This window comes from Citrobacter sp. S55_ASV_140, from assembly GCF_018919505.1.
Lineage (GTDB): Bacteria > Pseudomonadota > Gammaproteobacteria > Enterobacterales > Enterobacteriaceae > Citrobacter > Citrobacter werkmanii.
This window is the reverse complement of the sequence record NZ_JAHLQZ010000015.1, coordinates 17,978-29,846: the sequence shown is the minus strand read 5'-3', so window position 1 is coordinate 29,846 and position 11,869 is coordinate 17,978. Positions and strand designations below refer to the sequence as shown.

Annotated in this window: 10 protein-coding genes; 6 read left to right on the top strand and 4 right to left on the bottom strand. The window is 52.7% G+C overall.

Annotation, left to right across the window (positions count from 1 at the left end; all coding sequences use genetic code 11):
* Positions 1-98 precede the first annotated feature (98 nt).
* Positions 99-833 carry a flagellar brake protein YcgR gene (gene ycgR, locus KQJ18_RS04550; RefSeq protein WP_038641216.1) on the top strand — a complete coding sequence of 245 codons (735 nt, stop codon included), beginning with the start codon at positions 99-101 and terminating at the stop codon, positions 831-833.
* 11 nt (positions 834-844) lie between these two features.
* Here the strand turns inward: ycgR and emtA are convergent, their stop codons facing one another.
* On the bottom strand, positions 845-1,456 hold the full coding sequence (gene emtA, locus KQJ18_RS04545; RefSeq protein WP_016153365.1) for a membrane-bound lytic murein transglycosylase EmtA: 612 nt from the start codon (positions 1,454-1,456) through the stop codon (positions 845-847).
* Between the two features lie 98 nt (positions 1,457-1,554).
* Here emtA and ldcA point away from each other — a divergent pair, with 98 nt between their 5' ends.
* Together ldcA and KQJ18_RS04535 are read left to right on the top strand one after the other, a co-directional pair.
* Positions 1,555-2,469: a muramoyltetrapeptide carboxypeptidase gene (ldcA, locus tag KQJ18_RS04540; protein WP_216421539.1), complete on the top strand. Its 915-nt coding sequence runs from the start codon at positions 1,555-1,557 to the stop codon at positions 2,467-2,469.
* A 97-nt stretch (positions 2,470-2,566) separates the two neighbouring features.
* On the top strand, positions 2,567-4,300 hold the full coding sequence (locus KQJ18_RS04535; protein WP_038641221.1) for a potassium/proton antiporter: 1,734 nt from the start codon (positions 2,567-2,569) through the stop codon (positions 4,298-4,300).
* A gap of 49 nt (positions 4,301-4,349) precedes the next feature.
* Here the strand turns inward: KQJ18_RS04535 and dadX are convergent, their stop codons facing one another.
* Both dadX and KQJ18_RS04525 read right to left on the bottom strand, forming a co-directional pair.
* Positions 4,350-5,420 carry a catabolic alanine racemase DadX gene (gene dadX, locus KQJ18_RS04530; protein WP_038641223.1) on the bottom strand — a complete coding sequence of 357 codons (1,071 nt, stop codon included), beginning with the start codon at positions 5,418-5,420 and terminating at the stop codon, positions 4,350-4,352.
* Positions 5,421-5,432: 12 nt separating this feature from the next.
* Complete coding sequence (locus KQJ18_RS04525) at positions 5,433-6,731, bottom strand: D-amino acid dehydrogenase (RefSeq protein ID WP_085048063.1); 1,299 nt, start codon at positions 6,729-6,731, stop codon at positions 5,433-5,435.
* A 322-nt stretch (positions 6,732-7,053) separates the two neighbouring features.
* Here KQJ18_RS04525 and KQJ18_RS04520 point away from each other — a divergent pair, with 322 nt between their 5' ends.
* Complete coding sequence (locus KQJ18_RS04520) at positions 7,054-8,586, top strand: SpoVR family protein (protein WP_069324685.1); 1,533 nt, start codon at positions 7,054-7,056, stop codon at positions 8,584-8,586.
* Positions 8,587-8,636: 50 nt separating this feature from the next.
* Here KQJ18_RS04520 and fadR read toward each other — a convergent pair whose 3' ends face one another.
* Complete coding sequence (gene fadR, locus KQJ18_RS04515; protein ID WP_038641229.1) at positions 8,637-9,356, bottom strand: fatty acid metabolism transcriptional regulator FadR; 720 nt, start codon at positions 9,354-9,356, stop codon at positions 8,637-8,639.
* A gap of 237 nt (positions 9,357-9,593) precedes the next feature.
* On the opposite strand from fadR, the gene nhaB reads away from it, so the two are divergent.
* Together nhaB and dsbB are read left to right on the top strand one after the other, a co-directional pair.
* A complete protein-coding gene (nhaB, locus tag KQJ18_RS04510) occupies positions 9,594-11,138 on the top strand; it encodes a Na(+)/H(+) antiporter NhaB (protein ID WP_038641231.1) in 1,545 nt (514 codons plus the stop codon).
* Positions 11,139-11,279: 141 nt separating this feature from the next.
* Positions 11,280-11,810, top strand: coding sequence for a disulfide bond formation protein DsbB (dsbB, locus tag KQJ18_RS04505; protein WP_042307884.1), 531 nt, complete (start codon positions 11,280-11,282; stop codon positions 11,808-11,810).
* Positions 11,811-11,869 lie beyond the last annotated feature (59 nt).

Here is an 11,869-nt window from a genome sequence, read left to right as displayed (position 1 = left end):
TCATTGGCTTTGGCAAAAAATTTCATTCATTTGTCTTAAGTTCCGTCGTTTGATGCCGATAATCCAACGATAAACCAGGCATCCAGGAGTCATTAGGTGTGAGCAACTACAATGAGCAGTTCCTGAAGCAAAATCCGTTAGCGGTGTTAGGCGTTCTCAGGGACTTAAATTCGCAGCAGGTTCCACTGCGTATCTCCTGGTCAGGTGGCCAGTTCATTAGCAAAATACTGGCGGTCACCCCGGACGAACTGATCATGGACTTTGGCAGTCAGGAATATGAAAACCAGGCCGTGCAGCGGGCCAGCCAGATCTCAATTATCGCCGAAACGCAGGGCGCCAAAGTGGAATTCACGCTGCCGCAGCTTAAAAAAGGCGAGTATCAGCGACTACCGGCATTTATCTCAACGCTGCCGCCTTCCCTGTGGTTCATACAGCGTCGGGAGTATTTCCGTATCGGCGCGCCGCTGCATCCTCCCTATCGCTGCGCGGCAAAGATGCCGGACAACAGCATTCTGCATTTTCGCCTGTTCGATTTGTCTCTCGGCGGCATGGGTGGACTGTTAGAAACGGCAAAGCCAGAGGGACTGGTAGAAGGCATGCGCTTCTCACAAGTTGAACTGAACATGGCGCAATGGGGTGTGTATCACGTTGACGCCCAGCTGATTTCCATCAGCGAGCGCGTGGTTATCGACAGCAAAAACGAAACCATTACCACTCCCCGCCTGAGCTTTCGTTTTCTCAACGTCGGCCCGGCGGTGGAGCGGAACTTACAGCGGATTATTTTTTCCCTTGAGCGCGAAGCCCGGGAAAAAGCAAATAAGGTGCGCGGGTAGCATTACATGAACTACATGACATCCAGCGCTTGCTGGAGCTTCCAGATATAGCGCGGAGCCTGCGGCGCCGGATGATTATCAGCCACATGTTCAATAAATTCATCCGGGCTGAGATCGTTGATCTTATTAATGGCTTTTTTTCTGTCGGAGGAGAATGTTCGCAGCAGGGCGCCCGCCCCGTTAGCGTACGACACCACCAGCGCATATTGCATCACCTGAGGATCTTCAATTCCGGCCAGCGGCCCGGTCTCAAGAATACTCAGGTAGGCGGCTCCCATCGAAATATTACGCTCAGGATTTTTCAGCTCGCTGGTCGACGGCTCTCCGCTCCATCCCATACGACGGTAAACATCGCGTCCTGACGTGGACGCTTTTAACTGCATCAGACCAATCGCATTCGATTTACTGACCGCATTCGGGTTTCCGCCAGATTCAATGGCGATGATAGCGGTAATCAATTGTGGGCTGACACCCCAGGCCGCACCGGCTTTTTCACTGATCGGCATCCATTGCATTGCGCGTTTGACCGGAACTTCAGCATTCCATGGCGGATTTTTGTAATCCTGTTTTGAACTACAGCCCGCAAGTAATACAACCAAAAAAGCAAACCATCTCAATTTCACGTCATCTATCCTTATAGCCGGAACCTGTCGCTGAGGTGACAACGACATACCTACGCGGCATGATATACATTTGGTTTTAGTTGTAGCAAGGAAATGCCATGTCCCGGTTTCACTTAATTGCCCCTTCGGGCTACTGTATCAACCAGCAGGCTGCATTACGTGGGCTTGCGCGGCTTACTAAGGCCGGTCACCAGGTCGATAATTCAGCGGTCATTGCGCGCCGATGCCAGCGTTTTGCGGGCACAGAAGCAGAACGTCTGGCAGATGTGAACTCGCTCGTTAATCTGCACACGCCTGATACTATTGTGATGGCGGTACGCGGCGGCTATGGCGCGAGCCGTTTACTGGAAGGGATCGACTGGCAGAGACTGGCTGCTCGTCAGCAACAAAACCCGCTACTGCTGTGCGGGCACAGCGATTTTACGGCGATTCAGTGCGGTTTGCTGGCGCAGGGCAATGTGATTACCTTCAGCGGCCCAATGCTGGCGGCTAACTTCGGGGCCGAGGAGATGAACGCATTTACCGAGCACCATTTCTGGCAGGCTTTGCGTCATCCCCAATTTACCCTTGAATGGCAGAGTAACGGCCCGGCGTGTGCGACCGAAGGTACGCTATGGGGCGGAAATCTGGCGATGATCATTTCGCTGATGGGCACGCCGTGGATGCCCGCTATCGAAAACGGTGTGTTGGTGCTGGAAGACATTAATGAGCACCCATTCCGTATTGAACGCATGCTGCTGCAGCTATACCATGCGGGAATACTGGCCCGGCAGAACGCCATTATTCTTGGCAGTTTTAGCGGCAGTGCGCCCAATGACTATGACGCCGGTTACAGCCTTGATTCGGTTTGCGCTTTTCTACGCGACAGATTGTCAGTTCCGTTAATCAGCGGTCTTGATTTTGGTCATGAACAACGTACCGTCACCCTGCCTTTGGGTGCCAATGCGGTGCTGAAAAACGATAAAAATGGCGCTCAGCTCACCATAAATGGTCATCCGGTACTTAAATCGTAAAAAAAGCTGCCAACAGGGCTAAGTAAAACGCTGTTTCTGTCGTTATTATGTTAGGGTTTGTTAATACGAAACAGCGTAATTCAGGAGTAAACGAACGTTGGATGCCGCAGCAGTTATTAGCCTTTTTATTTTGGGTTCCGTTCTCGTCACCTGCAGTATCTTACTCAGTTCATTCTCATCACGTCTTGGCATCCCTATTCTGGTGATATTTCTCGCTATCGGGATGTTAGCGGGGGTGGATGGTGTAGGCGGTATTCCTTTTGACAACTACCCATTTGCCTACATGGTGAGCAACCTCGCGCTGGCGGTTATCCTGCTCGACGGCGGCATGCGCACCCAGGCCAGCTCTTTTCGCGTCGCGCTGGGTCCGGCGCTATCGCTGGCGACCGTCGGGGTACTGATTACTTCCGGACTTACCGGCATGATGGCCGCATGGTTGTTTAATCTGGATCTCATTGAGGGGCTATTGATTGGCGCGATAGTCGGTTCCACCGATGCGGCGGCGGTCTTTTCCTTGCTTGGTGGTAAGGGGCTTAACGAACGTGTTGGCTCTACGCTGGAAATTGAATCCGGAAGTAATGACCCGATGGCGGTATTTTTGACTATCACGCTTATCGCCATGATCCAAAACCACGAGACCGGTTTAAGCTGGATGTTCGCGGTGCATATACTCCAGCAGTTTGGTTTAGGGATTGTGCTGGGTCTGGGCGGCGGCTATCTGCTGCAGCAAATGATTAACCGCATTTCGTTGCCTGCCGGGCTGTATCCGTTACTGGCTTTAAGCGGCGGGATCCTCATTTTTGCCCTGACTACCGCACTGGAAGGCAGCGGTATTCTGGCGGTTTATCTGTGCGGTTTCCTGCTGGGTAATCGCCCGATTCGCAACCGATTTGGTATTCTGCAAAACTTCGATGGTCTGGCCTGGCTGGCGCAAATCGCCATGTTCCTGGTGCTGGGGCTACTGGTCACGCCTTCCGACCTGCTGCCTATCGCGATTCCAGCGCTGATTTTGTCCGCATGGATGATTTTCGTGGCTCGTCCGCTGTCGGTCTTCGCCGGACTGCTGCCGTTCCGTGGCTTCAATCTGCGCGAGCGTATTTTTATCAGTTGGGTGGGCTTGCGCGGCGCGGTGCCGATCATCCTTGCCGTCTTCCCGATGATGGCCGGCCTGGAAAATGCGCGTCTGTTCTTTAATGTGGCGTTCTTCGTGGTTCTGATCTCCCTGCTGTTTCAGGGAACGTCACTTTCCTGGGCGGCTAAAAAGGCCAAAGTGGTGGTTCCCCCGGTCGGCTGGCCCGTTTCGCGTATTGGTCTGGATATTCACCCGGATAACCCCTGGGAGCAGTTTGTTTATCAGCTCAGCGCGGATAAGTGGTGTGTGGGAGCCGCATTGCGCGACCTGCATATGCCGGAAGAAACGCGAATTGCCGCCCTGTTTCGTGACAATGTATTGTTTCATCCGTCGGGCAGCACGCGCCTGCGTGAAGGTGACGTGTTGTGCGTCATTGGTCGCGAGCGCGATCTCCCCGCTCTCGGCAAGCTATTCAGCCAGTCGCCGCCGGTATCGTTAGACCAGCGCTTCTTTGGGGATTTTATTCTCGAAGCCAGCGCAAAATATGCCGACGTGGCGCTGATATATGGCCTCGACGATGGCACAGAGTATCGCGATAAACAGCAAACGCTGGGTGAAATCGTTCAGCACCTGTTAGGCGCCGCGCCGGTCGTCGGTGACCAGGTTGAATTTGCTGGCATGATCTGGACGGTGGCCGAGAAAGAAGATAATGCGGTGCTGAAGGTTGGTGTTCGCGTTGCTGAAGATGAGGATGAGTGACGTAGCTGTTTTTGCCGGGTGGGAGCTGCGCCTACCCGGCATACAAAAGTTACACCGTCACAACCGGTACGCGCAGCGCCAGCGAACACATCAGTTCGTAGCCCACCGTACCCGCAGCAGCGGCCACATCGTCAATTTTAATCTCTTTGCCCCACAGCTCTACCGGCGTGCCGATCCCCGCCTGAGGACATGGCGTCAGGTCAACCGCCAACATATCCATTGAGACCGTTCCGACCGTTTTGGTGCGTACACCATCTACCAGCACTGGCGTGCCGCTCGGCGCATGGCGCGGATAACCATCTGCATACCCGGTCGCCACAATGCCGATGCGTTGCTCCCCGCTGGCGGTGTAACGCCCGCCGTAACCGACCCGATCGCCGGCTTTCAGCGTTTGTATGCCGATAATTTCGCTGCTTAACGTCATCACAGGTTTCAGGCCCGTATTGGCGATGTCTCGCCACTGTCCAGACGGCGATGCTCCGTACAAAATGATGCCCGGACGAACCCAGTCATAATGCGCTTCTGGATGCCACAGCGTCGCAGCCGAATTGGACAGTGACCGTCGGCACTCCAGCCCTTCTGTCGCCTGCGCAATACGTGTCATCGCTTCCTGAATGCCATCCGGGTGTTCTGCATCAGCGAAGTGCGACATCAGCGTCATTTCACCGACATTGGGCATAGCCCGCAGCTGTTGCCAGACCGTGGAAACTCTGTCTGGTAAGAAACCCAGCCGGTTCATGCCGCTGTTCACCTTCAGATAAACATCGAGCGGTGCGTTCAGGCGCGCATTCTGCAATGCTTTTAGCTGCCAGTTACTGTGCACACACGTTGTCAGACGATATTTGTCATATATCGTCAGGTCGTCGGCGTGGAAAAAACCCTCCAGCATTAATATCGGGCCTTTCCATCCCCGCTCGCGCAGGGTTATCGCCTCTTCAAGATTGAGCATGGCAAAACCGTCGGTTGTGCCCAGCGCATTCCATACTCGTTCAATGCCATGTCCGTAAGCATTGGCTTTCACTACCGACCAGACGCGGGCGTCCGGTGCGGCCTGGCGAGTAATGGCCAGATTTTGTTTTAACGCCTGCAGGTCAATGCTGGCCAGTATCGGGCGGGTCATCTCTCATCCTTATCAGTTATGGGCGCCGTGTAAATGCCGTGGCCGAGAGGGGGTAAACCCCGGGCTGTAACGCGCCACGCTCAAATCGTCGTAAGGAATGGCTGGGGTACGACCAGATAAAATATCGCTCAGCAGCTGGCCGGATCCACAGGCCATGGTCCAGCCCAGTGTGCCATGACCCGTATTAAGCAGCAGATTTTTAAAGCGGGTTCGTCCCACGACCGGCGTACCGTCCGGGGTCATCGGACGCAGTCCGGTCCAGAATGTAGCCTGCTCCACATGACCGCCGCGCGGGAAAAGATCGCGTACAACCATCTCCAGCGTTTCGCGGCGAGGCTGCAGCAATTCGGTATTGAAGCCAACAATCTCCGCCATGCCGCCAACGCGAATACGGTTATCAAAGCGGGTTATGGCGATCTTGTAGGTTTCATCAAGGATAGTAGAAACCGGGGCCCCATCATCCTGCGCCACCGGAATGGTCAAGGAATAACCTTTAAGCGGATAGACCGGAATATCAACAATACCTTTGAGCATCGCCGTGGAGTAAGAGCCAAACGCCATCACATAAGCATCGGCTTTAATAATTTCATCCCCACACTGGACGCCATATATTTGCTCACCCTCGCTGAGTAGCTTATCGACCGGGGTGTTAAAGCGGAACGTGACGCCCGCTTGCTCGGCCATCTGCGCCAGGCGCTGGGTAAACAGCTGGCAATCACCGGTTTCGTCATTTGGTAAACGCAAGCCGCCGGTCAGCTTATGCGCCACTTCCGCCAGCGCGGGTTCGACTTCCGCCAGGCGGTTTGCTTCAAGCAACTGATATGGCACGCCCGCATCTTCGAGCACGGCGATATCGCGGGTGGCGTTCTCATACTGTTGAGCAGTACGGAACAGCTGTAACGTTCCACCCTGACGTCCTTCATACTCAATGCCGGTAGAGGCGCGCAGCGCTTTCAGGCAATCACGGCTGTATTCCGCCAGCCGTACCATGCGTCCTTTGTTTTCCATGTAGTGGCTGGTGTCGCAGTTACGCAGCATTTGCCACATCCATTTCAACTGGAACTGAGTCCCGTCGAGACGGACGGCCAGCGGGGCATGGCGCTGAAACATCCATTTAATTGCTTTAAGCGGTACGCCGGGCGCCGCCCATGGTGCTGCATACCCTGGAGAGATTTGTCCGGCGTTTGCCGCACTGGTTTCCAGTGCCGGACCGGGCTCACGATCAATGACGGTGACATCATGTCCAGCCTGACTTAAGTACCAGGCGCTGGTCACGCCAACGACACCACTTCCCAGTATGACAACTCGCATAGCCACTCCGTTAACAGTAAAAGAACAATCATCTAATTACATCTTGATAACTCAGTTGAAAATATTATTCAACATATGGCTTTTTTATGGTGACTTATCTCACATATGGCGGTGATTGCTGGGAACTCCCGGCTTTGGAATCTCATGCTGTGCGTTATTTTTATCCAGCATAAAATTTTGCGGATATGCCTTTTTTCTGCGCTTCGCTAACGTGAAATCGCAAAGAAAAAATTTCTGCCGCAGCACGTTTTTTAACACCATGATCTATGCTTGAAATGAGGTACTCCACACAGAGAGTGCCGCCAACAATGAGGGTGCGCGAATGGCTACGATTGATTCCATGAACAAGGACAGCACACGGTTAAGCGATGGACCCGACTGGACGTTTGATCTGCTGGATGTCTATCTGGCGGAAATAGACCGCGTGGCGAAACTCTACAGACTGGATACCTACCCGCACCAAATCGAGGTGATCACCTCCGAACAGATGATGGATGCCTACTCCAGCGTCGGGATGCCAATCAACTATCCGCACTGGTCGTTTGGTAAGAAGTTTATTGAAACCGAGCGCTTGTATAAGCATGGTCAGCAGGGGCTGGCCTATGAAATCGTCATTAACTCCAATCCGTGTATCGCATATCTGATGGAAGAGAACACCATCACCATGCAGGCGCTGGTGATGGCGCATGCCTGCTACGGACATAACTCTTTCTTCAAAAATAACTACCTGTTTCGTAGCTGGACGGATGCCAGCTCCATTGTCGACTATCTGATCTTCGCGCGAAACTACATTACCCAGTGTGAAGAGCGTTACGGTGTGGATGAAGTCGAAAAGCTCCTCGACTCCTGCCATGCGCTGATGAACTACGGCGTGGACCGTTACAAACGACCGCAAAAAATCTCGCTACAGGAAGAGAAAGCCCGGCAGAAAAGCCGTGAAGAGTATCTACAAAGCCAGGTGAATATGCTGTGGCGCACGCTGCCGAAGAAAGAGGAAGAGAAAACCATTTCCGAAGCACGGCGATATCCTTCCGAGCCGCAAGAAAACCTGCTCTATTTTATGGAAAAAAACGCGCCGCTACTGGAGTCCTGGCAGCGTGAGGTCTTACGCATCGTGCGCAAGGTCAGCCAGTATTTTTATCCGCAGAAACAGACGCAGGTGATGAATGAAGGCTGGGCCACCTTCTGGCATTACACCATCCTTAACCACCTTTATGATGAAGGTAAAGTTACCGAGCGTTTTATGCTGGAGTTTCTGCATAGCCATACTAACGTGGTTTTCCAGCCGCCGTACAATAGTCCGTGGTATAGCGGGATAAACCCTTACGCGCTGGGCTTTGCGATGTTCCAGGATATCAAGCGTATCTGTCAGTCCCCCACCGAGGAAGACAGGTACTGGTTCCCGGATATTGCCGGTTCCGACTGGTTGGAAACGCTGCATTTTGCGATGCGCGATTTTAAAGATGAGAGTTTTATCAGTCAGTTCCTGTCACCAAAAGTGATGCGCGATTTCCGCCTGTTCACCGTGCTGGATGACGATCGCCACAATTACCTGGAGATTTCCGCTATCCATAATGAGGAAGGATATCGTGAAATTCGTAGCCGACTGTCGTCGCAATATAATCTCAGCAACCTGGAGCCGAATATTCAAGTCTGGAATGTCGATCTGCGCGGCGACCGTTCGCTCACCTTACGTTATATTCCGCATAACCGTGCCCCGCTGGATAAGGGACGCAAAGAGGTACTGAAACATGTGCACCGGTTATGGGGTTTTGACGTGATGCTGGAGCAGCAGAATGAAGATGGCAGCGTGGAGCTGCTGGAGCGTTGCCCGCCGAGGATGAACGGTCTGTAAATCTTATTGCCGGATGGCGACGCTAAAGCGTGTTATCCGGCATTGCGTAATTAGCGTCCCTGAATAGCTAAATCGCCCGGCAGGTTTTTTTGCATACGATGCCAAATCTCGCCGCTGTCGTGACCATAGCGGCGCACCGTTTCATAAACCTGCTCATGAGCGCCCTGCTCACACAGTTCTGACAGCTTACGATAGAAGCTCAGCGCCAGACCACGCGCTTCTGGATTAGCAAAATAATGACGACCAATACGGGTATATAACCCTTTCATTCCGTTGAGGATCAGACCGTATATGGGGTTACCGGACGCAAATGCCAGACCGCGAAAAATGTTGTAGTCCAGATCGGCGAACGCATCAGCGTGGTCAGCTACCTGATTTGCCGTCGCCAACACCTCCTGCGCTTTGTCAGGATGCTGGCGAAACGCGGTACGGATAAAGATGGTTGAAATGTTGGTGCGCACAGACAGCAGATTATCGATCAACTGCGGTACGCTCTCGTGATCGAGGCGCGCCAGCGTTTCAAGAATATTCAACCCGGAGGTTTCCCAGAAGTTATTCACCTTCGTCGGTTTGCCGTGTTGAATGGTCAACCAGCCGTCCCGCGCCAGACGCTGTAATACTTCGCGCAACGTAGTACGTGTCACTCCGATCAGTTCAGAGAGTTCACGTTCAGCGGGCAAAATAGTGCCAGGTGGGAAGCGGTTATTCCAGATACTCTCAATGATGTACTCTTCCGCGAACCCCGCCGGGCTTTGCGCCTTAATGACCATAGTAATAATTCCATTACACAGCAAAACATAGTTACAGTTATCATACCAGACGGGTTTCATAGCTGATAGCTGACGAAATGAAGAAAAAGTGGATCAAGGCTTCATTTTCCAGATAACACTGATACTCACTCCCCCCTTGCCATTCACGTGAAGAGCTTGCCTGCGCCCCCTCCTCCCGCTAAGCTTTGCGGTCAAACATAAAAACATCATTTCATTTTTAAAGGTAGGGAAATCACCATGGAGCTATCATGGAGCCGCGCGATGTGGCGCAATTTTTTAGGTCAGTCGCCAGACTGGTATAAACTTGCACTGCTCATCTTCTTAGTCGCTAACCCGATTATTTTTTTCATCAATCCCTTTATTGCAGGCTGGTTGTTGGTGGCCGAGTTCATTTTTACGCTGGCAATGGCGCTAAAATGTTATCCGCTGCTGCCGGGCGGGCTGTTGGCAATTGAAGCTGTCATCATTGGCATGACCAGCGCCGCGCATGTACGTGAAGAAGTTGCCGCCAACCTTGAGGTGTTACTGCTGCTGATGTTTATGGTGGCAGGCATCTACTTTATGAAGCAACTGCTGTTGTTTATTTTCACCCGTCTTCTGCTCAGCATTCGTTCCAAGTCACTGCTGTCACTCTCCTTTTGCATTGCTGCCGCCTTCCTGTCCGCGTTTCTTGACGCGTTGACCGTCGTTGCCGTGGTGATAAGCGTAGCGGTCGGTTTTTATGGCATCTACCATCGCGTGGCCTCTTCCCGTGGGGAAGATAACAATATGCTCGATGACAGCCATATCGATCAGCACAACAAGGTCGTTCTGGAGCAGTTCCGTGGTTTTCTGCGTAGCCTGATGATGCACGCAGGCGTCGGTACGGCGTTAGGCGGCGTAATGACCATGGTTGGTGAACCGCAAAACCTGATTATCGCCAAAGCTGCTGGCTGGCACTTTGGCGACTTCTTCCTGCGCATGTCACCGGTCACCGTTCCGGTGCTAATTTGCGGTCTGCTAACCTGCGTGCTGGTCGAGAAATTACGTTGGTTCGGCTATGGCGAAACGCTGCCGGAGACCGTCCGCGATGTCCTGCAAAAATTTGACGATCAGAGCCGTCAGCAGCGAACCCGCCAGGACAAGATCAAACTGATTATCCAGGCGATTATCGGCGTCTGGCTGGTGGTCGCCCTGGCACTGCATCTGGCGGAAGTGGGATTAATTGGTCTGTCAGTGATTATTCTGGCAACGTCGTTAACCGGCGTTACCGACGAACATGCTATAGGCAAAGCCTTTACCGAGTCGCTGCCCTTCACCGCCCTGCTGACCGTGTTCTTCTCTGTTGTTGCGGTGATCATCGATCAGCAGCTCTTTTCGCCGATTATTCAGTTCGTTTTACAAGCCTCTGAACACGCGCAATTAACGCTGTTCTATCTGTTTAATGGTCTGCTGTCGTCTATCTCTGATAACGTCTTTGTCGGCACTATCTACATCAACGAAGCCAAAGCGGCCCTGGAACAGGGGACTATCAGCCTTAATCAGTATGAACTGTTAGCGGTGGCGATTAACACCGGGACCAACTTGCCTTCCGTGGCCACACCAAACGGGCAGGCGGCGTTCCTGTTTCTGCTGACTTCCGCCCTGGCACCATTGATTCGCCTCTCTTATGGTCGCATGGTATGGATGGCTCTGCCTTATACCCTTGTCCTGACGCTCGTCGGGTTGCTTTGCGTGGAGTTCACACTTGTTCCAATGACCGAATGGATGACCCAGTCGGGCTGGTTAGCTACACTTTCATAACAATTAGCCGGGCAAATCACTGCCCGGTTTGACTTTTTGCATGATAATTATCCGATTACGCAAATTTTCAATTCCCGCTAGTGGCGCATAAAGTGAATTGGTTTAAACTGCGGTCTCTACGCATGTTGCAGGGAAATTATTATGTTGCGATTTTTAAACCAGTGTTCCCGTGGTCGTGGAGCGTGGTTATTGTTGGCGTTTACCGCCTTTGCGCTGGAACTCGTTGCGTTGTGGTTCCAGCACGTCATGCTGCTAAAACCTTGCGTGTTGTGTATTTATGAACGTAGCGCATTATTTGGCGTGATGGGTGCGGGACTGGTGGGGGCTATCGCGCCAAAAACACCGCTGCGCTATGTGGCAATGGTTATCTGGATTTACAGTGCCTGGCGCGGTCTTCAGTTAGCGTATGAACACACCATGATTCAGCTTCATCCGTCACCATTTATGACCTGTGATTTTGCCGCGCGCTTTCCGAGCTGGTTACCGCTGGATAAATGGCTGCCGCAGGTGTTTGTGGCATCGGGCGACTGCGCTGAGCGTCAGTGGTCGTTTTTAACCCTCGAAATGCCGCAGTGGCTGCTCGGGATCTTCGCCGCATATCTTGTTGTGGCGATACTGGTCGTCATAGCACAACCGTTTAAACCGAAAAAACGTGACCTTTTCGGTCGCTAACAGAGACGCTCCTTCGGGAGCGTTTTTTTTTGGCTTAAATTCATTGCCTGCTGGCATCT

Bases quoted from the DNA above. Each gene is read 5' to 3' on its own strand.
- ldcA (WP_216421539.1), top strand. From the start codon at position 1,555: ATGTCCCGGTTTCACTTAATTGCCCCTTCGGGCTACTGTATCAACCAG.
- dadX (WP_038641223.1), bottom strand. From the start codon at position 5,420: ATGACCCGCCCGATACTGGCCAGCATTGACCTGCAGGCGTTAAAACAA.
- KQJ18_RS04525 (WP_085048063.1), bottom strand. From the start codon at position 6,731: ATGCGAGTTGTCATACTGGGAAGTGGTGTCGTTGGCGTGACCAGCGCC.
- KQJ18_RS04520 (WP_069324685.1), top strand. From the start codon at position 7,054: ATGGCTACGATTGATTCCATGAACAAGGACAGCACACGGTTAAGCGAT.
- fadR (WP_038641229.1), bottom strand. From the start codon at position 9,356: ATGGTCATTAAGGCGCAAAGCCCGGCGGGGTTCGCGGAAGAGTACATC.
- nhaB (WP_038641231.1), top strand. From the start codon at position 9,594: ATGGAGCTATCATGGAGCCGCGCGATGTGGCGCAATTTTTTAGGTCAG.
- dsbB (WP_042307884.1), top strand. From the start codon at position 11,280: ATGTTGCGATTTTTAAACCAGTGTTCCCGTGGTCGTGGAGCGTGGTTA.